We start from the raw sequence: 21,079 nt of genomic DNA, 5'->3' as shown, positions 1-21,079 counted from the left end.
CCGGCACTCATTGAGCGACGCGCGCTCCACGACAACCGCCTGACGTTCATCCACCTACACATGGGAAAGGTAGGCGGGTCCAAAGGGCTTGCCCTTGAGCTTGCCGCGCTAACCGCAGGGCTGCCCTACGTGGTCGAGAAGTGGTCGCCAGAACCGAGTGCCTTTAGGCTCCGTGGCCTCCAAAGCGGCTTCACCGAGCGGGTGAGTAGCCATCAGGACCTTTGGCTCGCGCGTTGGGGTGCCAAGCCGTCCTGACGACGCCGTCGTTCGCCCGAAGGGGTATTGCACGCACTCTTCCTCGTCGCATCGCGGAACGGCCCTTCGGTTGGTGAGTCAGTTTGATGCGGCCGCCCGGCCGATAATTGACCTCGCTGCGACACCACAGGCGGTTTCGCTGGAGAGGTTCGCCGATGTCCATCTCGTCCGACACGATCGTCGACTACCCCGCGGGGGCGACCACGTCGCGTGGCGTCGTGCTCGCCACTCTCCCACTGCCTGACGGGCTCGGCGTGGTGCTCGACCGAACGGCGTTCCATGCCGTCGATGCGGGGTGGCCCGACCAGCCCGCCGACCGCGGCGCCCTCGCCGGCCAAGAGGTGATCGACGCTGTCGTCGGCGCGACCGATGGCGGCGAGATCCTCATCGGGGGTGACATCCCGGTGCGCACCGGGGCTGAGCGGTGGGCCTTCGTCGTCGCCCACGTCGTGGCCGCCGACACCCCCATCCAGGTAGGCGACGAGGTTGATGTGACCGTCGACGAGGGTTACCGCCATGCGCTCTCGGCGGGGCACACCGCGTGCCACCTCGCATCGCTCGCCCTCGACGCCGCCCTCGCCAGCGCGTGGACGAAGGAGGTTGCCGCCGACACCCTCGGTGCCCCCGGATTCGATGCACTCGCCTGTGCGTCGTCGCGCATCCACGAGTTCGGATCGACCGACGTGTACCGGGTCGGCAAGTCGCTGCGGAAGCGGGGCTTCGACGTTTCGGCTCTCGACGACGTCAGGGCGGTCGAGGATGCCGCCAACGCGCGACTCGCCGACTGGGTCGCGACGGGCGCCGGCATCCGCATCGACCGTGACGGCGACGGCCTCGGCGACCGCCGCCGCTGGGTGTGCGAACTTCCCGGCGGCGACGCCGTCATCCCGTGCGGGGGAACGCACCTCACCTCGCTCGGCGAGCTCGCCGCCGTGCGGGTCGAACTGGCACGGGAGGATGTCGAGGGCGGCGTCGCGCTCACCATGACAACCACCGCGCAGGCCTAAGGTCGTCGAGTGGATTCCGTGCGGTACGTCGCGATCGGCGACTCGTTCACCGAGGGCGTCGGTGACGAACCCGCGCCCGGCGTCGTACGCGGGTGGGCCGACCTGGTCGCGCAGGGCTGGGCGGATGCCACGGGCAGCGAGATCGAGTACGCCAACCTGGCGATCCGCGGCAAGCTCGCGTGGCCGATCATCGACGAGCAGCTGGAGCCGGCGCTCGCCCTGAAGCCGACGCACCTGTCGTTCAACGGCGGCGGCAACGACATGCTGCGGCCCCGCACTCCGCTCGCCCGGATCGCGGATGCCTTCAGCCACGTGCTGCGGCGCTGCGACGAGGAGGGTGTCACGTTCATCCTGCTGAGCGGCGGCAACCCGTCACGGCAGTTGCCGTTCGGCGGGCTCGTGCAGCGCCGCGGCGACGCGTTGTCGCGCATCGTCGCGTCGCGGCTGCTCGGGAGGGATGACGTCATCCGTGCCCTCAACTGGCCGGATCGCGACCTCGCCGCGCCCGCGTTCTGGGCCGCCGACCGGCTGCACCTGAACTCCCGCGGGCATCACCGCGTCGCCGCCCGGGTGCTCAGCGCGCTCGGGCTGGAAGCGCCCGTCGAGTGGTGGAACTACACCGAACTGGCCGAACCCGAGCGGCTGGGCCGCAGCGAGTACCTGCGCGAACACCTCGGCCCGTGGATGCGCCGACGCCTCACCGGCACGTCGTCGGGTGACGGGCGCGAGCCGAAGTATCCGCGGTTCACGACGGTCGCTCCGGTTCAGGCGACGTAGACCTTCCGAAGGGTCTCGCGCACGACCCAGGTCGTGCGCATCCCGGCGGTGAGGCGCACCACCGCGCCCGGCGCGAGTTCGATGGCGGGCACCTCGGGCGACTCGAACGACACCGTGGCGCTGCCGGCGAGCACGACGAACACCTCGTCCACCTCGGTGTCGGTCGCGGTGCCGGGCGTCATCTCCCAGACGCCGATCTCGCGGCCATCGCGTTCGTCGAGCACGACAAAGCCGGCCGACGGCTCCCCGGCGATCACCTGCACGGTCGGCACCGGCTCAAGTGGCACCTCGACGGTCGCCGCCGCGACGAGCACTCCGGGGTCGAGGCTCACGAGTCGAACCCCAGGCCGACGGCATCCAGGGTTTTCAGCAGCACGTCGCGGCGCCCCTCGCGGTGGTCGGCGCGGTCGAGCGAGCGGCGGGTGAGGTTGATGCCGATGGATGCCGCTGGCTCCGGTGGGAACGGCAGGGGCCGCTCGCGCACCATCCGCAGTTCGGTTAGCTCAGTCGACACGCCGTCGAGCTTGTCGAGCATCACATCGGCGGCGAACCGGGTCGCTGCGACGCCGAGCCCGGTGTAGCCGGCGGCATAGGCGACGCGGCCGCGGCGGGCCGTGCCGAAGAAGGCGCAGAACCGTGTGCTGGTATCGATGACCCCCGCCCAGCGGTGACCGAAGCGCACGCCTTCGAGTTGCGGGAAGAAGGTGAGGAAGTGGCTCGCCAGCCGCTGGAATGTCGCGGGTCGCTCCTCGTACCGGGGGCGGATGCGGCCGCCGGCGAAGTAGATCGCGTCGTAGCCACCGAAGAGGATGCGGTTGTCGGCGGTGAGGCGCGAGTAGTGGAACTGGTTCGCGAGGTCGGCGAGCCCCTGCCGGTTGATCCAGCCGATCGAGGCGAGCTGCGCGGCGGTCAACGGTTCGGTCATCAGCACGTAATCGTAGACCGGCACGGTCATCAGCCGGTTGCGCTTGAGCAGCGACGGGAACGCATTCGTCGCGAGCACCACCCGCGACGCGCGCACCGTTCCGCCGTCGGTGTGCAGCACCACGGCACCCCCGTCGTCGTCGAGCCGTCGAACGGGGGAGTGCTCGAAGAGCTCCGCCCCGAGCTCGCGGGCGACCCGGGCCAGCTCCGCCGCGAGCTTTCCCGGATGCACCAGGGCGGTCTCCCGGGTGTCCCAACGCCCGGCGAGGAAGGCGGGGGAGTGGATCTCGTTGCGCACCGCGTTCTCGTCGAGGAACCGGGAGGCGTCGGTGCTCGGCCCTTCAAGCCACTCCACCTGGTGCGGCTCGACCGCGACGCTCAGCGTGCCCGTGCGCTCGAAGTCGGCGTCGACGCGGTAGCGCGCGACCGTGGCTTCGATTGCGTCGAGGTTGGCGTGCCCGAGTTCGTTGAGCCGTGCGAGTTCGTCGGGCCAGCGTCGCTCGCCGTTCGCCTCACCGTGGGTGAGGCTCGCTTCGACGAAACCGCCGTTGCGTCCGGATGCCGCCCAGCCCACCTCCTTGGCCTCCAGAACGACGACGCGACGCCCGGGGTTGCGCTCGAGCGCTCGGATCGCGGTCCACAGCCCGGTGTAGCCGCCGCCGACGATCGCGAGGTCGGCATCCCGGTCGCCCTCGAGTCGCGGCGCCCGTTCGCCGGGCGCGTCTTCGAGCCAGAACACCGCCGGGCGGCTGTCGCGCAACGCCTCGTGCACCAGGGAATCGGCGGGCGCAGAGCGTTCGAAGATCGTCGTCGTCACAGCTCATCGTGGCCGACCCGCGCCCGACGCGCCAGGGCCGCCGTCGGATGCTACTCGTCGTCGATCGACCGCCCTGCCGCGAGAGCCGCGAGGTCGTCGGCGAGGAACGCGAGGCCGGCGGCGCGCTCGCCGGGGTCGGTCGTTGCGCGCGGGCTCGGGTCGTGCCGTGCCGTCGTGATCTCGTCCAACGCTGTCTGCCGCGCCTGCCCGACCAGAGCGAGCACGGCATCCTCGTCGACGGCGATCTCACGCAAGCGCGTCGCGATCCTGCGCAGGATGCGGATGCGGCGCTTCAGCACGGGGCGATCGCGTGCCCGGAAGTCGGCCGGGTGCAGCGCCCGTCCGATTTTTCCCTTCGCCGCCGCTCGCACACCCTCGAGTCGCGTGGCGTCGGCCTCGTTCTCTGCCGCGAGCAGCTCGAACTCGCGTTCCACGGCCGAACGCCACCAGCGCTCGTCGAAGTCGGCACGATCGCGCAGCGCTCGCACGATCAGCAGATTCTTGACGGCGATGCGCACCGCGGCGGTAGCCAGCAGCGCGGCATCCTCGACGATGTCGGCGGTGCGCGAGCGATGCGAGAACACGCCCCCGCCTCGCCCGACCGTCGCCACGGCCCGATCCTACGGCCGCCCTATGCTCAAATCATGAGCGCACCGGGCACGAGCACATCCGCCGGCTGGTACCCCGATCCGCACGACGCAGGCCGCGGTCGCTACTGGAATGGACACGCCTGGACCGACCTGTACCACACCCCCGGGCAGCCCTTCCCGGCGGGCGCGGTTCCGAAGGCTCCCCCCGGCACCGACTGGAACACCCCGTGGATCTGGCTGATCGTACTGCTTCCGGTGCTGCCCACCCTGCTGTTGCTGTTCGTACCGTGGGGGTCGATGTTCGACATCGACCCGACCGATCCCAACGCCTATAGCGGGATGTCGGGAACGTTCGGGCTGTTCCTCTCGCCGTTCTACTGGGCCTCGCTGGGTGTGAGCTACGCCGTTTACGGACTCGTCGTGTTCTTCGCCTATCGGGATGCGAAAGAGCTCACGGCGCGCGGCGTTCCCCGCCCTTTCCATTGGGCGTTCGCGTTCATCGGCGGGGTTGTCTACGCGATCGGGCGGTCGGTGGTCGTGGCGCGGCGCACGGGCACAGGCCACGCTCCGATCTGGGCGGAGGTCGGTGTTCTGCTGTTCAGCCTCGTCGTGATGATCGTGATTCTCGCGACTATGTTCAGCGGCATGGCCGACCTCTTCAGCACCCTGCGCGACTACCGATAGGTGTCGCCCGACGGCCGAATCGATGTCGGTGGCTGCGCGTAGCCTGTGACTCCAGCGCGACACGCCGAAAACACAAGATGTAGGGGAATGACATTCGTGTGATTCCGGTTATATAGTGGTGATTCACGCGGCGGCCACCGGCCCCGCGGGCCAGCGCAGTCAGCGGGGGCAAAGACTTCGAGGAGGTTCCCATGAACGACGTCGACACCGTGGGTGGCTACTCCGTTCCGGTCGATCCGATGGACGACCTGCAGTGCGAGAGCTGCCAGTAACGGCACCCCAGCCTTCGAGGCCTCGGCAGACTTCAGTCGCCGGGGTCTCGAGCATTTAAGGGCCCTCTGCTTTTCAAGAGCGCTGGGGTGAGGTCGATAGGCTCGACTCGTGCCCGTGAATGCAAGCGTCGAGGGGCGGGTCTACCCGCCCGTCGCCCCGTACCTCGTCGGCCGCGAGAAGGTGCGCGAGTTTGCCCGCGCCGTCTTCGCCGGCCACCCCATCCACTCCGACCCCGAGGCGGCGCGCGCGGCCGGGTACGCGGATGTCGTCGCCCCGCCGACCTTCCCCATCGTGGTGACCGGCGCGACGCTGCAGCAGTTGCTCGACGACCCCGACGCGGGCGTCGACTTCACGCGCGTCGTGCACGGCGACCAGCGCTTCTCGTTCAGCCGCCCGATCGTCGCCGGCGACGAACTCACGGCGACGATGACGATCACGAGCGTCAAGTCGATCGGCGGCCACAGCATGGTGACGTCGGAGTCGGCGATCGCCGACGCGACCGGCGCGCACGTCGTGACCGCGACATCCACTCTCGTCGTGCGGGGTGACGACTGATGGCGCTCGAGGTCGGCGAGATCGTCGCCGAAGCCAGCTTCCCGCTCACCCGCGACTCGCTCGTGCGCTACGCCGGGGCGTCGGGCGACTTCAATCCCATCCACTACCGCGACGACGTCGCGCAGACTGTCGGTCTTCCCGGCGTGCTCGCCCACGGCATGCTCACCATGGGCCTCGCCGTGCAGCCGGTCGTCGACTGGCTCGGCGACCCGGGCAAGGTGCTCGACTACCAGGTGAAGTTCACCCGCCCCGTCATCGTCGACCCTGAGACCGGCGCCGTCGTGACCGTCGTGGCGAAGGTCGGCGCCATCGAGGATGCGGTGGTACGAATCGACCTCACCGTCACCTTCGGCGAGCAGACGGTGCTCGGCAAGGCGCAGGTGCGCGTGGTGCCGCCGGCCGGATGACCACCCTCGCCGAACTCACTACGCTCGGGGTCGGCGGTCCCGCCGCCCGGCTCGCGCAGCCGGCGAGCCGCGCCGAGCTGATCGAGCAGACCCTCGCCGTGTGGGGATCGCCCGAAGACTGGCTGCTGATCGGCGGCGGGTCGAACGTCGTCGTCGCCGACGAGGGCTTCGACGGTGACGTCATCCGCGTCGCCACCCGGGGCATGACCTCGACCCGCGTCGAGGGTGCGCGGCCGGTGCGACTGACCGTCGAGGCCGGCGAGCCCTGGGATGACGTGGTCGCCCACGCGGTCGAGAACGGCTGGTCGGGCATCGAAGCGCTCTCGGGCATCCCGGGTCTTGCCGGCGCGGCGCCGGTGCAGAACATCGGGGCGTACGGGCAGGAACTCAGCAGCAGTCTCGTCGCGATCGACTTCCTCGACTTCGACACCGGCAAGCTGAGGCGGGTCGCCGCTTCGGAGCTCGGGCTCGGCTACCGCACGAGTTCGCTCAAACGCGGGCTGCTCGGTCTCGTCGTGTCGCTCGAACTCGCCCTCGCCGATGACCCTTCGACAGGCTCAGGACGGCGCGGCGGCTTGAGCCAACCGATCGCGTACGCACAGCTCGCATCGGCGCTGAACGTGCGCATCGGCGATCGGGTGCCGGTCTCAGAATTGCGTGCCGCCGTGCTCGAACTGCGCGGGGCGAAGGGCATGCTGTGGGATCCGGCAGACCCCGACGCGGCGAGCGCGGGATCGTTCTTCACCAACCCGGTCGTCACCGAGACCTTCGCCCGCGGCCTGCCCGCCGACGCGCCGCGCTGGCCGACAGCGCCCGAGGAGGCCGCACGGGTGCTGCCGCTCGGCGCCGACATCCCGCACATCGTGCGCGGCGAGTACCTCGTGAAACTCAGTGCCGCGTGGCTCATCGAGAGGGCCGGCATCACGCGGGGGTTCGCGCTTCCGGGGTCGCGGGCCGCGGTGTCGAGCAAGCACACGCTGGCAATCGTCAACCGCGGCGGGGCGACCGCGGCCGAGGTGGTGCAGCTGGCCGGCTACATCCAGACCCGCGTGCTCGCCGAGTTCGGCGTCAACCTACAGCCGGAGCCCGTGCTCGTGGGTGTTCAGCTCTGAGTGCCTGCCTCGAGTTGGTGTGCGACGACGCCGCGAGCGGTCGCCGCACCCGACAGCCCGCGATCGGTCGTCACAAGTTCGGCGCCCTCGCGCTCGGCCGTGTACAGCACGATCGCGTCGGGCATTTTGAGACGGGTGTGCGCGCGGATGTCCGCGATGCGGCTGCCCGCGTCGGCGGCCACGTCGAGCCGGATGAGCTCGAGCCGATCGAGTTTCGCGATGGCCTCGGACGAACGGCCGAACTGGGCGGGTCGCACTAGGCATTCCGCGAGCGTGACGACACTCGCGGCGAAGTCGAACTCTTCGAACTCCTCGAGGAAGCCGGTCGCGGCGTCGTGGAACAGGTCAGACGGTTCGAGGTGGGCGATCAGCACCCCGGCGTCGAAGACGATCAATCGGGCCACTCATCGCGCAGGAGCTGCGCCTCATTCGGCCGGTAGACGCCAGTGAGGCTGCCCGCCGTCTCTCGGATCGCCGCGCGGCGTCGGGCCAGCCAGGCATCGGCCTCGCGGTCGAGTTCTGCGGTTCCCCGCTCAAGGATCCGTCTCAGGAGCGCTCCGCGGTCGTCGCGGAGTTCCGGCCAGACGCGCGCCGCTCGATCGAGAGCGCGGGCGATCTCGTCGGTCTCGGTGATCGTGTGGCGTGGTCGGACGGTGGGCATGCCGGAAGTGTAACACCGAGGCGATGGTGCGGCACCGACGTTTGGGATCAGTGGGTCGGGCTTGAATACTGAAGTGGCCGCTGCGACCGACTTCAGGAAGACCCTCGACAGCTATCGCGCGAAGGCCGGGGAGTTCCGCATCCTCGACCTGCCGCCGCGGCAGTACCTGATGATCGACGGGCGCGGCGATCCGAACACGAGCGCTTACAGCGACGCGATCTCGACGATCTACCCGGTCGCCTACAAGCTGAAGTTTGCGAGCGAACACGCCGGTCGCGACTACGTTGTGCCGCCGCTGGAAGCGCTGTGGTCGGCTCCCGACATGGCGGCGTTCACCTCACGTCGCGACAAGTCGCAGTGGGACTGGACGCTGCTCAACCTGGTGCCCGACTGGGTGACGCAGGCCGATGTCGACGAAGCGGTGCGGGTGGTGGCAACGCGCAGCCGCCCGCCGGGCCTCGAAGACGTGCGACTCGAGACCCTGGAGGAGGGTCGCTGCGTGCAGACGCTGCACCTCGGGCCGTTCGACGACGAGGCCGAGACGCTCGCGCGGATGCACGACGAGTTCATCCCGGGTGCCGGCGCAGGTCTGACCGGCCGGCACCACGAGATCTACTTCAGCGACACCCGCAAGGTCGACCCCGCGAAGTTCCGCACCATCCTGCGCCAGCCCGTCGCCGCGACCGACCTCGTTGGTTGAGTAGGCCGCTTCGCGGCTACTCAACCAGCGAAGGTCGCCAACGCCTCTCGTAGGCGGTCGAGGATGACGTCGACGTCGGGCGTCGCCTCGATGAGCGCGCGACCGTAGTGGTCGAGCAGCGCGTCGGGGGCGCCGCCCAGATGGATGAGGGCATCCACCTCCATGCCACGCCGCGCGAGCTCGGCGTCGAACGCGAGAGCGTCGGTCGGCGGGTCGGCGAACACGAATCCGTCGCCCGCCGGAAGCCCGAGCCGCTCCGCGAGTTGCCTTGCAAGGGAGGCCCGGACGTCCGGCGTCGAACCGGCGAGCACGACGCGGATCATGCCGCCACCGCCGTCGTGGCCGGAACAGTGTCGACGAGATAGCGGGTGTAGGCCGGAACGGTGAGGAACGGCGGGAAGTCGTCCTCGAGCGTTACGTCGCGGAAGATCGCGGCGGCATCCTCGAAGCGGCTGCCCTCCTCGCCGCTCGCCGTTGAGGGGCTCAGCCGGTCGAGTTCCTCGATGAGGATGCGCTCCATCCACTCCCGCGTCACGAGCGTCCCTTCGGTCGTGCGCACGCGCTGGGCCGCCCACTGCCAGAGCTGCGACCGCGAGATCTCGGCGGTGGCGGCATCCTCCATCAGGCCATCGAGCGCCACCGCGCCCAGGCCGCGCAGCCAGGCCTCGATATAGCGCAACGCGATCGACACGTTGGCACGCACCCCGGCATCCGTCACCTCGCCGTCGATCGTGAGATCGACGAGGTCGGCTGCGGCGACCTGCACGTCTTCGCGCAGCCGGTCGACCTGGTTGGGGCGGTCGCCGAGCACCGCGTCGAACTCCGCGTACGCGGTCGGCACGAGGTCCGGATGCGCCACCCAGGTTCCGTCGAAGCCGTCGCGGGCCTCGCGGCGCTTGTCGGCCGCCACCTGCTCGAGAGCCTTCTCGGTGGCCTCGGGGTCGCGGCGGTTCGGGATGAACGCGCTCATGCCGCCGATCGCGTGCGCACCGCGCTGGTGGCAGGTCGCCACGAGCAACTCGGTGTACGCCCGCATGAACGGCGTCGTCATCGTGATCTGCTTGCGGTCGGGCAGCACGAAGCCGGCGCCCCGTCCGCGGAAGTTCTTGATGATCGAGAACACGTAGTCCCAGCGGCCGGCGTTGAGTCCCGCCGCGTGGTCGCGCAACTCGTAGAGGATCTCCTCCATCTCGAACGCCGCCGTGATCGTCTCGATGAGCACCGTCGCGCGGATCGTGCCGTGCGGGATGCCGCGGTAGGCCTCCGCAAAGGTGAACACGTCGTTCCACAGCCGGGCTTCGAGGTGGTTCTCGAGCTTCGGCAGGTAGAAGTACGGCCCCGTGCCGCGGTCGATCAGCTCGGCCGCGTTGTGGAAGAAGTACAGCCCGAAGTCGACGAGGGATGCCGACGCCGGCTGGCGCGTGCCCGCCTGGTCGGTGTAGCGCAGGTGCTTCTCGACGAGGTGCCAGCCGCGGGGGCGGGCCACGATCGTCGGGGTCTCGCTTCCGAGCTTGTACTCCTTGCCCTCCTCGGAGGTGAAGTCGACCTGGCGCCGGATCGCGTCGAACAGGTTGATCTGACCCTCGATGATGTTCGCCCAGGTCGGGCTCGTCGCATCCTCGAAGTCGGCCAGCCACACCTTCGCGCCCGAGTTGAGGGCGTTCACGGTCATCTTGCGATCGGTCGGCCCGGTGATCTCGACGCGGCGGTCGTGCAGCCCGGGTCCGGGTCCGGCAACACGCCACGACCGGTTGCGGCGGATGTCGTTCTCGTCATCCAGGAATCGCAGGTTGCGCCCGTTGTCGATCGCCTGGCGGAACAGCATGCGCCCGGCGAGGCGCTCTTGCCGCCGGCCGAGGAACAGGTCGTGCAGCCGGGTGAGGAACTCGAGCGCCTCGGGGGTGAGGATCTCGTCGTAGCGATCGCCGGTCGGGCCGTTGATCTCGATGCGGATGTCCATGGTCTCTTCTCTCTTCGTGTCGTGAAGACGGTGTTCGTCAGCCGGGCGGTTCAGTGGAACTGCTCGGATTCGGTGGAGCCCACGAGGGCGAGCGTTGCGCTCGACGGGTTGAGGGCGGTGGCGATCTTGTCGAAGTAGCCGGTGCCCACCTCGCGCTGGTGCTTCGTCGCCGTGTAGCCGTAGGACTCAGAGGCGAACTCGGCCTCCTGCAGCTCGACGTAGGCGCTCATCTGGCGGTCGCGGTAGCCGGTCGCCAGTTCGAACATCGAGTGGTTGAGGGCGTGGAAGCCGGCCAGAGTGATGAACTGGAACGCGTAGCCCATCGCCGAAAGCTCGCGCTGGAACTTCGCGATTTGCCGATCGTCGAGGTGCTGCTTCCAGTTGAACGACGGCGAGCAGTTGTAGGCCAGCTTCTGGTTCGGGAACTCGGCATGGATGCTCTCGGCGAACTCACGCGCCAGCTCGAGGTTCGGCTTGTCGGACTCCACCCAGAGCAGGTCGGCGTAGGGGGCGTACGCGTGCCCGCGGGCGAGAACCGGACCGATGCCGTTCTGCACGGTGTAGAAGCCCTCGGCGGTGCGCTCCCCGGTGGTGAACGGCTTGTCGCGCTCGTCGTGGTCGCTCGTGAGCAGCGTCGCCGCGAGGGCATCGGTGCGCGCGATCACGATCGTCGGCACGCCCGCCACGTCGGCGGCCAAGCGGGCCGCGTTGAGGGTGCGGATGTGTTGGCTGGTCGGGATGAGCACCTTGCCGCCCATGTGCCCGCACTTCTTCTCGCTCGCGAGCTGGTCCTCCCAGTGCACGCCGGCCGCGCCGGCCTCGATCATCGAGCTCATCAACTCGTAGGCGTTGAGCGGTCCGCCGAAGCCGGCTTCGGCATCCGCCACGATCGGAACCATCCAGTCGCGGTCCCCCTCTCCGCTGGTTGAGCCTGTCGAAACCTCGATCTGCCCGGTGCGCAGCAGCGCGTTGTTGATGCGCCGCACGACGGCGGGCACCGAGTTGGCCGGGTAGAGGCTCTGGTCGGGGTAGGTCTGGCCCGAGAGGTTCGCGTCGGCGGCCACCTGCCAGCCGGAGAGGTAGATCGCCTTCAGTCCGGCGCGCACCTGCTGCACGGCCTGGTTGCCGGTGAGCGCCCCCAGCGCGGAGACCCACTCGTCGGGATCGTCGTTGTCTTGGATGAGCTCCCACAGCTTCTCGGCGCCGCGACGGGCGAGCGTGCGCTCCTCGCGAACGGGGCCACGGAGGTCGATGACATCCTGCGCGGTGTAGTCGCGCGTGACGTCGCTCCAGCGCGGGTCGGCGGCCCACTCGGTCTCGAGGTCGGCGGCGGTCTGGGTCATGTCGCCGGGGCGAGCGCCGCGGCCGGTGTTGTTGGTCATGACCCCAGCGTGCGTGGGTTGCGGCCGGTCTTTCCCAGATTGATCGACAGAAGATTCAGCATTCTTCTATTCCGCGAAAGGAATCGAGGCGCCAGGATGCTGTCATGACCCTGTCGCGCGCAGAAGACCTCGACGATGAAGAGATGCTGGATCCGCTCACCGTCGGCCGTCGCATCCGTCAGCTCCGCACCGATCGCGGCATGACGCTCGACGCGCTCGCCGCCGAACTCGGGCGGGCGCCGTCGCAGGTGTCGGTCATCGAGAACGGCAAGCGCGACCTCAAGCTCGGGGAGCTGCAGAAGCTGGCGCGCATCCTCGGGGTCACCCTCGACGACCTGCTGAGCCCCGAACCCCCGTCGAAGCGCGCCGCCCTCGAGATCGCGCTCGAGCGCGTGCAACGCGCCCCGCTCTACGCGAGCCTCGGTCTGCCGGCGCTCCCGGTGCGCAAGACGCTGTCAGATGAGGCCATCGAGACGATCCTCGGTCTGCACGACGAGCTGCGGCGCCTTCACGAGGAGCGGGCGGCGACCCCTGAGGAGGCCCGGCGGGCGAACGTCGAGTTGCGCGCCGAGCAGCGCAAGGCCGGCAACCACTTCGTCGAGCTCGAGACGATCGCCCGCGACCTGCTCGCCGCGGTCGGGCATCGGGGCGGTCCGCTGAGCCAGCGCGTCGCGGCCGACCTCGCCAGCCACCTCGGCTTCACCCTGCACTACGTCGCCGACCTGCCGGAGACCACCCGCAGCGTCACCGACCACGCCAACGGCCGCATCTACCTGCCGGTGCGGCACGCCACCGGCGGTGACCCGCGCTCGGCGTTGCTGCAGGCGCTCGCCGCGCACGTGCTCGGCAAGCAGGAGCCGCGCGACTACGCCGACCTGCTGCGCCAGCGGGTCGAGACCAACTACCTCGCCGGCGCGCTGCTCATTCCCGAAGAGAGCGCCGTCGCCTTCCTGAAGAGCGCGAAGGATGCCCGCGAGCTGAGCGTCGAAGACCTCCGGGACGCGTTCGCCGTCACCTACGAGACGGCGGCCCACCGGTTCACCAACCTCGCCACCGAGCATCTCGGCATCCCGGTGCACTTCCTCAAAGTGCACGCCAGCGGCGCGATCTCGAAGGCGTACGAGAACGACGGAGCGCTCTTCCCCACCGACGTGCTCGGCGCCGTCGAGGGGCAGATGGTCTGCCGGTACTGGAGCGCGCGGCAGGTGTTCGCCGTCGACGACCGGTTCAGCCCCTACCACCAGTACACCGACAAGCCGACCGGCACCTACTGGTGCACCTCCAGCATCCAGGGCACCGCGTCGGGCTCGTTCTCGGTGAGCGTCGGCACGCCCTTCGCGCACGTGAAATGGTTCCGCGGGCGCGACACCGTGCGGCGGCAGACGTCGAGGTGCCCGGATCCGACGTGCTGCCGGCAGCCCGACTCCGACCTCGCCGCACGGTGGGCCGACAAGGCGTGGCCGTCGGCGCGACTCAACTCGTCGCTGCTCGCCGCGATGCCCTCCGGCACCTTCACGGGCGTCGACCTCACCGAGGTCTACGAGTTCCTCGACGCTCACGCCCCCGAGTAACTTCCCCCTCGCCCTCTCGCCTCGTCGGGTGTCGGTCCCTCCGTTCATCCGCGCCAATTCGCGCTCCCGAAGCGTTCATTCGTGCAAATCGGCGCGCGGGAATGGCAGGAGGCGCTCACGCGGGGCGCGGGGCGGGGCTCGCGAAACGTTGCTAGTGCTCGGCGAGGTGGGCGCGCGTCGGGGGGTCGGCGCCGGGGCGGGACACCGTGATCGCGGCGCAGCGGGCGGCGAAGGTCACGATCTGGGCGATATCGGATGCCGGCAGCTCGCGCAGGGCGTCGCGCCGGTCGGCGGCCAGCAGGCCGCGGTCGCTCAACGCGGCGAGCAGGCCGGCCATGAATGAGTCACCGGCGCCGATTGTGTCGACGACCTGGGTGGGCGGCGCGGGCACGTGCACCGCGCCGCTCGCGGTGAGGGCTTCCGCTCCGTCGCCGCCGCGGGTGACGACGACGAGGGCCGGGCCGAGCGCGAGCCAGGCGTCCATGACCTGCGGGATGGTGGCATCCGGGTACAACCAGGCGAGGTCTTCGTCGCTTGCCTTGACCACGTCGGCGACCGCGACGATCCGCTCGATTCGGGGCCGCGCTGCGTCGGGCGAGCCCATGAGTTGGGGTCGGACGTTGGGGTCGAAGCTGATCAGCGTCGTCGGCTGCAGCTTCGCCAGCAGGCGCTCCACGGTGGTGGCGCCGGGTTCCAGAGCGGCGCCGATCGACCCGACGTGCAGCGCGTCGATCGTTCCCGCGGCGACGTCGAGCGGAGCCGGTCGCCAGTCGATGGAGAAGGTGTAGGTCGCGGCGCCGTCCGAGCCGATCGTCGCGAGGGCGACGGAGGTGGGGTGGTCGCCGATCGTCGTCGGGGTGACGCTCACGCCACTGGCGTCGAGGTGCGCGGCGATCGCGGCCCCGTGCCGGTCGGCGCCGAAGCTGGAGTGGAGGGTGGTCGCGACCCCGAGACGCTGGAGCCCGACGGCGACGTTGAGCGGACTTCCGCCGGGATGCACCACGTCGTTGTCGCGGCGCACCACGTCGACGAGGGCCTCGCCGACGACCAGCACCCGGTCGGCACTCATAGGGTCGTACATCGTTCCTCCGGGGCCGCGCCCGAGTGGAGCGGGTTCAGTCGTCGATCCCCGACTCTACCGAGGTCGTCGGAGAGGTGATGACAGGGCTGGCCTGCCCGGAAGGTGCGCGACGAGGCAGGATGTCGGCATGAGTATCTGGTTCGGCACCCCCTCGGTCGATGAGGCGAACGCGAAGCGCCCGAGCACGATGATCGAGCATCTCGGGATCGAGTTCACGGAACTCACCGATGAGTCGCTGGTCGCGCGGATGCCGGTGGATCACCGCACTCGGCAGCCCGCCGGTGTGCTGCATGGCGGCGCCTCGGTCGTGCTCGCCGAGACTCTCGCGTCGTGGGCAGCGAGTTTCGCGGTGGATCGGGCGAGGTTCCATTGCGTCGGCATGGAGATCAATGCCAACCACCTGCGTCCCGTCGCCGAAGGGTTCGTGCGTGGCGAGGCCCGTCCGATCGCCATCGGTCGCACGACCCACGTCTGGGAGATCCGGATCACCAACGACGACGGCAAGCTGGTGTGCATCTCGCGGTGCACGATGGCCGTGCTCTCCATGCCGTCGCAGTACTAGCGGGCGACGTAGACGGTGTTCGTTGAGGTGCCGCCGGTGAGTGGGTTGGCGAACTCCACGACGTGCGCCCGCGTCGATCCGAAGACGGTACCGAGGTCGGCGAGGTATTCGTCGTCGGGCGGGTCGTCCGACCAGAGCGCGAACACCCCGCCCTCGCGCAGGTGCCGAGCCAGGCGGCGCAGGCCGTCGGGGGTGTAGAGGTCGGCGTGGCCCGCGGCGAGGCTGTGCCGCGGTGAGTGATCGACATCCAGCAGGATCGCGTCGTAGCGCGGGGCGTCGGCGGCGAGGTCGCGGCGCATCAGGTCGAAGAAGTCGTCGAGCACGAGCCGCGTGCGCGGGTCGCCGGTGAGCCGCGCCGACACCGGCAGCAGACCCCGCTCGTGCCACTCGATGACGGCAGGCAGCGCGTCGACCACGACGAGAGACGCCACCGAGGGATGCTCGAGCGCCGCGACCGCGGTGTAGCCGAGACCCAGCCCGCCCACCAGCACGCTCAGGTTCTCGCCCGACGTCGCGGCGAGCCCGAGGTGGGCGAGTTGCTCTTCGGCTTCGGTGAAGAGGCTCGACATCAGGTATTCGTCGCCGAGCTTCACCTCGTAGACGTCGACCCCGAGCGTCGGCTCGACCCGTCGGCGCAGGAAGAGCTCCCCCATCGGGGTCTGCTGAAAGTCCAGTTCCTCGAAGCGCAGGGTCACGGCCTCACCCTAACCAGCCGCCGCTTCGGCGTAGCGCGCACCCAACCTCCTGACGGCATCCACGAGTTCGGGTGGCTCGGAAACCCGGAACGGCATCCCGAGCATCCCGATGTAGACGGCGATCGTCTCGACGCTGTCGGCGCCGGTGACGAGCACGCACTCGTCGTCGCTGACGGCCTCGACGACGCCGACGGCGGGGTTGATGCGAGTGAGCACGTCCGCCGAGGACGCGAGAACCCGGATGCGGGCGTGCACGTTCCAGCCGGTCGATGCCACTTCGCGCACGACGAAGTCGACGTAGTCGTTCTCCGCCATCGGCGCGGGGGCGAAGCGGCGGCGGGTCGGCATCCGCAGCTTCATCCAGTCGAGCCGGAAGGTCGCCCACTTCCTCGAGTCGGGGTCGCGGCCGACGAGGTACCAGCGGCGCTGCCAGCTCACGAGCCGATAGGGCTCGACGACGCGCGGCTCGTCGCGGTAGTCGAACCGCACCCACTCCTCACGCCGGATCGCCTCGGCCGTCTCGGCGAGTACGGCGGGATCGATCTCGGGATCCTCGACCGGACTGTCGGTGTTGGCCGGCCCCTGGTCGACGGCGGAGGCGATCGCCTCGACCTTGCCGCGCAGGTGCCCGGGCAGCACCTGGTCGATCTTCGCGAGGGTCCGCGCGGTCGACTCTTCGACCCCGGCGATCCCCGTCGCGGTGCGCAGCCCGATCGCGACGGCGATCGCCTCGTCGTCGTCGAGCAGCAAGGGAGGGAGGTGCGCGCCGACGCCGAGCCGGTAGAAGCCGGAGGGGCCGCGCTCGGCATCGACGGGGTAGCCGAGGGCGCGCAGCCGGTCGATGTCGTTGCGGATCGTGCGACCCGTGACGCCGAGGCGGACGCTCAATTCGCTGCCGCGCCACTCGGGGCGGGACTGGAGGAGGCCAAGCAGAGCAAGCAATCGGGCGGACGTATCTGGCATGCGAAAAGAGTATCCAGATATAGGAATCAAACGTTCCTATACGGCTTCTACCGTGGGAGACATGACGAAGAAGACGGCCACGGCCGACATCCGCCCCTTCCGCATCGAGATCGCCCAGGCAGACCTCGACGACCTCCAAGCTCGCCGCGCGCGCGCCCGGCTTCCCCAGCCGGCACCCGGCGACGACTGGGATTACGGCCCAGGACGACTTCAAGAGCATCCGCACCTTCGCCGACCGCGACAACGACAACATCGTGCACTGGAGCGAGTTCGAGAAGGGCGGCCACTACGCCTCGCTCGAGGTCCCCGAGACGGTGGTCGGCGACATCCGGGCGTTCTTCGCCTGACCAACTCAGCTATTCGCCTGAAATGGCCCACTTTTCACAGGCGGATTCTGGCGGTCAGCGCAACAGGACTTGATGGATGACCTCGCTGGGCTTGGCGTAGTCGAGCCGTTTGCGGGGTCGGTCGTTCATCTCCCATTGAACGTAGTCGAGGTCTTCGGGGCTGAACACGCTGAGATCGGTGCCTTTCGGGAAGCGCGAGAACCCGCGCAGCGAAAGTGGGCCATTTCGGGCAAACAGCCGTTCCACCGGCGTGTCAGCCGCCGAGAAGTCCCAGCTCGCGGGCGCGGGTCACGGCGCAGGTGCGGGTCTTCGCGTCGAGCTTCGGGAACGCCGTGAGCAGAGATCGCGTGCAGGACCGACGATTGAGTTCGAGGCTCAGAACCATCGACTTCACGCCAGGAACCTATGGCCGAGTGAGAGGAAGCCTTCTGTCACCTATGTCACCAATCTGGACGTCTCGCGTGATCCATGTTGCGAACCGCGGGATGCCGAGAGTGCGCGTCGAATCGCTGCGCCTCACGCGGGATGCGCACCCAACAACCGTCGCAACAGCGAACGCAGGCTCGCCACTTCGTCGGCGGAGAGCCCCGTAGTAAGGAGGTTGTTGGTGTCGACAACAAGCGGTCGTAATCGTTCGACGGTGACCTGACCATGGGCGGTCAGGTGTAACGCGTTTCGTCGTCGGTCGCTCTCGTGCGCTATCCGCTCGATCACTCCACGTTGTTCCAAGCGCACCACGATGTCCGCGATGGTCGAACGGTCGAGGTCGAGTTCTGCACCGAGTTCGCTCTGGCTTGCGCCCGGCTTCCGGGCAAGAACTGAGAGCACCGCGTACTGGACGCTCGAGAACTCGGGCGACACGTGTTTCGTCCACAGTGCCGCATGCCGTTGCTGAGCTCGGCGGATGAGATGGCCGGTGTAGCGCTGAGGCTCCAGCTCTGACCCTTTGCTCACGCGACCTCCTGAAGGATCCCACCGAAAAAGGCGTCGAGTTCATCGTAGGCATCGAGTGGGAGGACGTGACTGACGTATTGGTCAGGTCGCACCACCACGAGCGCTCCCCTCGCGCGATCGATTCCGCGCAGGTCGTAGATGTCCGTTCCTCCGTGGGTCCTCGCCGCGAACGCCTTCTCGTAGTCGCGCAACGACAACGCGCCCTTGTGGGGCCGAAGTGCTTCGGGAAGCTCCCGAATTTCACGATCCGGGTAGATTCCTCGGACGTCGAGCACGGCATCTGGGTCAGCGCCCACCGGCGTGAACCTGGCGCGGACTTTCTGGATGTGCGCGAACAGGGTGGCCGCAAGCGTCCCGGTGGCGTCCGAGAAAACGTAGATGCGCCAGCGCCCATCCGCCTCATGGGTGTGGCCGAGCTGCATGTCCTTTCCATCGGCTATACGTACGACGGGCGCCGAATGGAAACGCATACCGATCGGAAACCCCGTTGCCAGCCCTTGATGCGTCGCCAATCCGACCAGCGAGGATGGTTCGTATCGGGTCGCCACTCCGGCTGTGTATCGGCCCGCCCTGACGAACGCATCCTGTAGCCGCCCGCTGCCCTCGGATGGCCGCGCCATCGCGGTCGACCACTCTCTGTCGAAGGCGATCAGCTCCTCCGCAACCGCCCGTCGCTCAGCCGAGTAGGTGCGCAAAAGCCCGGCCGGACTGCGCCCCTCGAGCACGGCGGAAAGTTTCCAACCGAGATTGAACGCGTCCTGCATGGAGACATTCATTCCTTGCCCCGCCTTGGCGCTGTGCGTGTGGCAGGCGTCGCCCGCGATGAACACCCGAGGCGGCCGAAGGCTCGCCTCGTCGGCCGGCACATCGTCGAAACCGTCGGCGACGCGCTGACCGACCTCATAGACCGAGAACCACACGACCTCGTGTACGTCGAGAGTGTAGGGGCGCAGCGCTCGCTGCGCGGATTCGATGACCTGTTCGACCGTGAGCGCCTTGGCGGCCGCCCGGTCCGTCACCGTGCCCAGATCGACGTAGAGCCGCACCAGGTGACCGCCTTCACGGGGAATCAGCAAGAGGTTACCGCCGCCCGCCCCGGACTGGATCAGCGACTTCACGCGCCAGTCGGGAAAATCCGTCGTTGCAAGGACGTCGATAACACCCCATGCGTGATTGGCGCTATCGCCGAACAGCTCACGTCCGATTGACTCCCGCACAGCGCTTCGTGCGCCGTCGCAGCCGACCACGTAACGGGATCGCACCTGAAACTGCTCGTCGCCCTTGCGTAGAGTCACGAGCACCGGATACTCCCCGCTGGACTCGACGACGAGGGTGACGAACTCGACGCCATAGTCGGGTTCGAGCCGGGTCGGTGACTCACGCATCTTCTCGAGCAGATAGTCCTGCAGCCGGGCCTGGTTGACGATGACGTGAGGCATCTCCGAGAGCCCGTCCTCGGTATCCCTCACGCGACCGGTGCGAACGATGCCACCCGCGTCGGCGGGGTTGGGGCCCCAGAACGTACTCTCGTTCACCCAGTAAGCCTCGTCAAGCATGGTCGTCGCCAGCCCGAACGCCTGAAACATCTCAACGGTTCGGCAAGCCACCCCATCCGCCTGGCCCTTCAGCAGCGGGCCTCGCTGCCTTTCGACGATGCGAGTACGGATTCCGGGAAAGACGGCCAGCTGTGCGGCGAGAACACACCCGGCAGGCCCCGTCCCGACGATGAGGACATCGACCTTGTCCGGCATGGCTTCGCCGGCACGGTAAGCGTCTGTGGACGCCGGCGCGATGCGCGGGTCGCCGGGCCGGTATCCATCAGCGTGAAATTGCATGGGGGACTCCTTTGTCAGAAGGTCCACCTTATTGTCAGTACCCCAACGATTACAAGCGCAGCGATTGACGTGTTGGTCGGAATTATTGCCGACCTGTCAGTGCGGTCGTAGATTCCTCCGTTCGCGACGCAGCAAGAGCGCCGTGCTAGCGTTCTGCCGTGCCGAAGCAACCTGCTTACCCGTTGGAGTCGGTCGATCGTGCGTTGAAGCTGGTCTTGTTGCTCCAAGCGGGCGAGATCTTCACCGTCACCCAGGCCGCGGCCCAGTTGGACGTTGCACCTTCGACGGCGCATCGTCTGCTCGGCGCGCTCTGCTTCCGAGGTTTCGCGGTGCAGGAGGCTTCACGTCGATACCGGGCCGGCCCGGCCCTCGCGTCTCGGTCTGCTGCCGTCACCTCGACCGCGCTCCGCTCGGCGGCCGCGCCCGCGCTACAGGCGCTTCACGGCAAATTCGGAGAGACCGTCCACCTCATGGTGCTCCAGGGCACTGACGTTCTGTTCATCGACGGCATCGAGGCAGACCGAGTTCTCCGGGTCGGCCTGAGAATCCGCGGTACGATGCCCGCCTACTGCTCGGCCGGAGGCAAGGCGATTCTCGCGGCGGTCCCGTTGGCCGAGGTCGAGTCACTTCACAAGGAGGGACTGCCCAGCTGGCCGACCAGCAGGCTGCGCAGCGTCAATCTCCTCAAGCGCAACCTGGCGGAGGTCCGTGGCGACGGCTATGCCGTGAACCAGGAGGAGACCGAAGTCGGCGTGTGCGGCGTCGGGGCGGCGATCCTGGACGGGTCCGAGCGTCCGGTCGCCGCCCTGACAATTGCGATCCCGACCGCCCGATTCGACAAGCGCCTTGTGCCAGCCATGGGTCGAGAGCTTCGACGCGTTGCTGCCGAAAGCGCTGAGCGGCTGTCGCTCCTGCCCCACTAGACCGCGGCATTGAGCTGACGAGCGCCCGCGGCTCGTCAGAGGCG

At 68.7% G+C, this 21,079-nt stretch carries 24 protein-coding genes and 1 pseudogene; 10 read left to right on the top strand and 15 right to left on the bottom strand.

All coding sequences use genetic code 11. The features are described 5' to 3' along the window. The first annotated feature begins 410 nt into the window (after nt 1-410). Both WBL06_RS01415 and WBL06_RS01410 read left to right on the top strand, forming a co-directional pair. Complete coding sequence (locus tag WBL06_RS01415; protein WP_424454183.1) at nt 411-1,262, top strand: metal-dependent hydrolase; 852 nt, start codon at nt 411-413, stop codon at nt 1,260-1,262. 9 nt (nt 1,263-1,271) lie between these two features. Further along, nucleotides 1,272-2,039 carry an SGNH/GDSL hydrolase family protein gene (locus tag WBL06_RS01410; protein ID WP_424454182.1) on the top strand — a complete coding sequence of 256 codons (768 nt, stop codon included), beginning with the start codon at nt 1,272-1,274 and terminating at the stop codon, nt 2,037-2,039. Here WBL06_RS01410 and WBL06_RS01405 read toward each other — a convergent pair. Genes WBL06_RS01405 through WBL06_RS01395 form a run of 3 tightly spaced genes read right to left on the bottom strand, consistent with a single transcriptional unit; the run spans nt 2,027 to nt 4,391 of the window. Continuing rightward, nucleotides 2,027-2,371, bottom strand: coding sequence for a cupin domain-containing protein (locus WBL06_RS01405; protein ID WP_424454181.1), 345 nt, complete (start codon nt 2,369-2,371; stop codon nt 2,027-2,029). The two genes, WBL06_RS01410 and WBL06_RS01405, sit on opposite strands and share 13 nt — an antisense overlap. Beyond that, a complete protein-coding gene (locus WBL06_RS01400; protein WP_424454180.1) occupies nt 2,368-3,780 on the bottom strand; it encodes an NAD(P)/FAD-dependent oxidoreductase in 1,413 nt (470 codons plus the stop codon). Before WBL06_RS01400 ends, WBL06_RS01405 begins: the two co-directional genes overlap by 4 nt. Before the next feature lie 50 nt (nt 3,781-3,830). Beyond that, nucleotides 3,831-4,391 (bottom strand): hypothetical protein, encoded by a 561-nt coding sequence (locus WBL06_RS01395; RefSeq protein WP_424454179.1) that lies wholly within the window; start codon nt 4,389-4,391, stop codon nt 3,831-3,833. Between the two features lie 33 nt (nt 4,392-4,424). Between WBL06_RS01395 and WBL06_RS01390 the strand changes: the two genes are divergently transcribed. The 4 genes from WBL06_RS01390 (at nt 4,425) to WBL06_RS01375 (ending at nt 7,401) form a co-directional block, all read left to right on the top strand. Then, nucleotides 4,425-5,054 carry a DUF2510 domain-containing protein gene (locus WBL06_RS01390; protein WP_424454178.1) on the top strand — a complete coding sequence of 210 codons (630 nt, stop codon included), beginning with the start codon at nt 4,425-4,427 and terminating at the stop codon, nt 5,052-5,054. A 381-nt stretch (nt 5,055-5,435) separates the two neighbouring features. After that, nucleotides 5,436-5,882, top strand: coding sequence for an FAS1-like dehydratase domain-containing protein (locus WBL06_RS01385; protein WP_424454177.1), 447 nt, complete (start codon nt 5,436-5,438; stop codon nt 5,880-5,882). Continuing rightward, a complete protein-coding gene (locus tag WBL06_RS01380) occupies nt 5,882-6,289 on the top strand; it encodes a MaoC/PaaZ C-terminal domain-containing protein (RefSeq protein ID WP_424454176.1) in 408 nt (135 codons plus the stop codon). The genes WBL06_RS01385 and WBL06_RS01380 overlap by 1 nt, the downstream gene beginning before the upstream one ends. Further along, nucleotides 6,286-7,401, top strand: a complete 1,116-nt coding sequence (locus WBL06_RS01375; RefSeq protein WP_424454175.1) for a UDP-N-acetylmuramate dehydrogenase — start codon at nt 6,286-6,288, stop codon at nt 7,399-7,401. The genes WBL06_RS01380 and WBL06_RS01375 overlap by 4 nt, the downstream gene beginning before the upstream one ends. Here the strand turns inward: WBL06_RS01375 and WBL06_RS01370 are convergent. Beyond that, nucleotides 7,392-7,796: a type II toxin-antitoxin system VapC family toxin gene (locus tag WBL06_RS01370; RefSeq protein WP_424454174.1), complete on the bottom strand. Its 405-nt coding sequence runs from the start codon at nt 7,794-7,796 to the stop codon at nt 7,392-7,394. The two genes, WBL06_RS01375 and WBL06_RS01370, sit on opposite strands and share 10 nt — an antisense overlap. Next, nucleotides 7,793-8,062 carry a hypothetical protein gene (locus tag WBL06_RS01365; RefSeq protein ID WP_424454173.1) on the bottom strand — a complete coding sequence of 90 codons (270 nt, stop codon included), beginning with the start codon at nt 8,060-8,062 and terminating at the stop codon, nt 7,793-7,795. The genes WBL06_RS01370 and WBL06_RS01365 overlap by 4 nt, the downstream gene beginning before the upstream one ends. A 73-nt stretch (nt 8,063-8,135) precedes the next feature. On the opposite strand from WBL06_RS01365, the gene WBL06_RS01360 reads away from it, so the two are divergent. Continuing rightward, nucleotides 8,136-8,762, top strand: a complete 627-nt coding sequence (locus tag WBL06_RS01360) for a GyrI-like domain-containing protein (RefSeq protein ID WP_424454172.1) — start codon at nt 8,136-8,138, stop codon at nt 8,760-8,762. 20 nt (nt 8,763-8,782) lie between these two features. On the opposite strand, the gene WBL06_RS01355 is transcribed toward WBL06_RS01360, so the two are convergent. From WBL06_RS01355 to aceA, 3 genes are read right to left on the bottom strand one after another with little or no spacing between them, the layout of a single operon-like run. Next, the gene (locus WBL06_RS01355) at nt 8,783-9,085 is read right to left on the bottom strand and encodes a hypothetical protein (RefSeq protein ID WP_424454171.1); all 303 of its coding nucleotides are present in this window, start codon (nt 9,083-9,085) and stop codon (nt 8,783-8,785) included. Continuing rightward, a complete protein-coding gene (gene aceB / locus WBL06_RS01350; RefSeq protein WP_424454170.1) occupies nt 9,082-10,722 on the bottom strand; it encodes a malate synthase A in 1,641 nt (546 codons plus the stop codon). The genes WBL06_RS01355 and aceB overlap by 4 nt, the downstream gene beginning before the upstream one ends. Nucleotides 10,723-10,772: 50 nt before the next feature. Next, nucleotides 10,773-12,104, bottom strand: coding sequence for an isocitrate lyase (aceA, locus tag WBL06_RS01345; protein ID WP_424454169.1), 1,332 nt, complete (start codon nt 12,102-12,104; stop codon nt 10,773-10,775). 104 nt (nt 12,105-12,208) lie between these two features. Here aceA and WBL06_RS01340 point away from each other — a divergent pair, with 104 nt between their 5' ends. Then, nucleotides 12,209-13,675: a helix-turn-helix domain-containing protein gene (locus tag WBL06_RS01340; protein WP_424454168.1), complete on the top strand. Its 1,467-nt coding sequence runs from the start codon at nt 12,209-12,211 to the stop codon at nt 13,673-13,675. 151 nt (nt 13,676-13,826) lie between these two features. Here the strand turns inward: WBL06_RS01340 and WBL06_RS01335 are convergent, their stop codons facing one another. Then, on the bottom strand, nt 13,827-14,744 hold the full coding sequence (locus WBL06_RS01335) for a carbohydrate kinase family protein (protein WP_424454167.1): 918 nt from the start codon (nt 14,742-14,744) through the stop codon (nt 13,827-13,829). Nucleotides 14,745-14,883: 139 nt separating this feature from the next. Here WBL06_RS01335 and WBL06_RS01330 point away from each other — a divergent pair, with 139 nt between their 5' ends. After that, nucleotides 14,884-15,318: a hotdog fold thioesterase gene (locus WBL06_RS01330; protein WP_424454166.1), complete on the top strand. Its 435-nt coding sequence runs from the start codon at nt 14,884-14,886 to the stop codon at nt 15,316-15,318. On the opposite strand, the gene WBL06_RS01325 is transcribed toward WBL06_RS01330, so the two are convergent. From WBL06_RS01325 to WBL06_RS01300, 6 genes and pseudogenes are all read right to left on the bottom strand, one after another. Beyond that, nucleotides 15,315-16,013, bottom strand: coding sequence for a spermidine synthase (locus WBL06_RS01325; RefSeq protein WP_424454165.1), 699 nt, complete (start codon nt 16,011-16,013; stop codon nt 15,315-15,317). The genes WBL06_RS01330 and WBL06_RS01325 overlap by 4 nt on opposite strands. Nucleotides 16,014-16,022: 9 nt before the next feature. Then, the gene (locus WBL06_RS01320; RefSeq protein ID WP_424454164.1) at nt 16,023-16,976 is read right to left on the bottom strand and encodes a helix-turn-helix transcriptional regulator; all 954 of its coding nucleotides are present in this window, start codon (nt 16,974-16,976) and stop codon (nt 16,023-16,025) included. A gap of 401 nt (nt 16,977-17,377) precedes the next feature. Next, nucleotides 17,378-17,515 (bottom strand): annotated as a pseudogene (locus WBL06_RS01315) (IS30 family transposase); the annotation flags it as partial. Between the two features lie 61 nt (nt 17,516-17,576). Next, nucleotides 17,577-17,717: a hypothetical protein gene (locus tag WBL06_RS01310; RefSeq protein ID WP_424454163.1), complete on the bottom strand. Its 141-nt coding sequence runs from the start codon at nt 17,715-17,717 to the stop codon at nt 17,577-17,579. Between the two features lie 122 nt (nt 17,718-17,839). Beyond that, complete coding sequence (locus WBL06_RS01305) at nt 17,840-18,277, bottom strand: MarR family winged helix-turn-helix transcriptional regulator (protein WP_424454162.1); 438 nt, start codon at nt 18,275-18,277, stop codon at nt 17,840-17,842. Beyond that, nucleotides 18,274-20,112: an FAD-dependent monooxygenase gene (locus WBL06_RS01300; protein WP_424454161.1), complete on the bottom strand. Its 1,839-nt coding sequence runs from the start codon at nt 20,110-20,112 to the stop codon at nt 18,274-18,276. Before WBL06_RS01300 ends, WBL06_RS01305 begins: the two co-directional genes overlap by 4 nt. Nucleotides 20,113-20,270: 158 nt before the next feature. Here WBL06_RS01300 and WBL06_RS01295 point away from each other — a divergent pair, with 158 nt between their 5' ends. Continuing rightward, complete coding sequence (locus tag WBL06_RS01295; protein ID WP_424454160.1) at nt 20,271-21,035, top strand: IclR family transcriptional regulator; 765 nt, start codon at nt 20,271-20,273, stop codon at nt 21,033-21,035. The last annotated feature ends 44 nt before the right edge of the window (nt 21,036-21,079 follow it).

The organism is Pseudolysinimonas sp. (assembly GCF_049651805.1).
Lineage (GTDB): Bacteria > Actinomycetota > Actinomycetes > Actinomycetales > Microbacteriaceae > Pseudolysinimonas_A.
This window is presented reverse-complemented; position numbering and strand designations above follow the sequence as displayed.

Excerpts from the sequence above, each read along its gene's own strand:
- WBL06_RS01415 (WP_424454183.1), top strand. The coding sequence starts at position 411 with ATGTCCATCTCGTCCGACACGATCGTCGACTACCCCGCGGGGGCGACC.
- WBL06_RS01390 (WP_424454178.1), top strand. The coding sequence starts at position 4,425 with ATGAGCGCACCGGGCACGAGCACATCCGCCGGCTGGTACCCCGATCCG.
- WBL06_RS01380 (WP_424454176.1), top strand. The coding sequence starts at position 5,882 with ATGGCGCTCGAGGTCGGCGAGATCGTCGCCGAAGCCAGCTTCCCGCTC.
- WBL06_RS01375 (WP_424454175.1), top strand. The coding sequence starts at position 6,286 with ATGACCACCCTCGCCGAACTCACTACGCTCGGGGTCGGCGGTCCCGCC.
- WBL06_RS01365 (WP_424454173.1), bottom strand. The coding sequence starts at position 8,062 with ATGCCCACCGTCCGACCACGCCACACGATCACCGAGACCGACGAGATC.
- WBL06_RS01355 (WP_424454171.1), bottom strand. The coding sequence starts at position 9,085 with ATGATCCGCGTCGTGCTCGCCGGTTCGACGCCGGACGTCCGGGCCTCC.
- aceB (WP_424454170.1), bottom strand. The coding sequence starts at position 10,722 with ATGGACATCCGCATCGAGATCAACGGCCCGACCGGCGATCGCTACGAC.
- aceA (WP_424454169.1), bottom strand. The coding sequence starts at position 12,104 with ATGACCAACAACACCGGCCGCGGCGCTCGCCCCGGCGACATGACCCAG.
- WBL06_RS01340 (WP_424454168.1), top strand. The coding sequence starts at position 12,209 with ATGACCCTGTCGCGCGCAGAAGACCTCGACGATGAAGAGATGCTGGAT.
- WBL06_RS01335 (WP_424454167.1), bottom strand. The coding sequence starts at position 14,744 with ATGAGTGCCGACCGGGTGCTGGTCGTCGGCGAGGCCCTCGTCGACGTG.
- WBL06_RS01330 (WP_424454166.1), top strand. The coding sequence starts at position 14,884 with ATGAGTATCTGGTTCGGCACCCCCTCGGTCGATGAGGCGAACGCGAAG.
- WBL06_RS01320 (WP_424454164.1), bottom strand. The coding sequence starts at position 16,976 with ATGCCAGATACGTCCGCCCGATTGCTTGCTCTGCTTGGCCTCCTCCAG.
- WBL06_RS01300 (WP_424454161.1), bottom strand. The coding sequence starts at position 20,112 with ATGCAATTTCACGCTGATGGATACCGGCCCGGCGACCCGCGCATCGCG.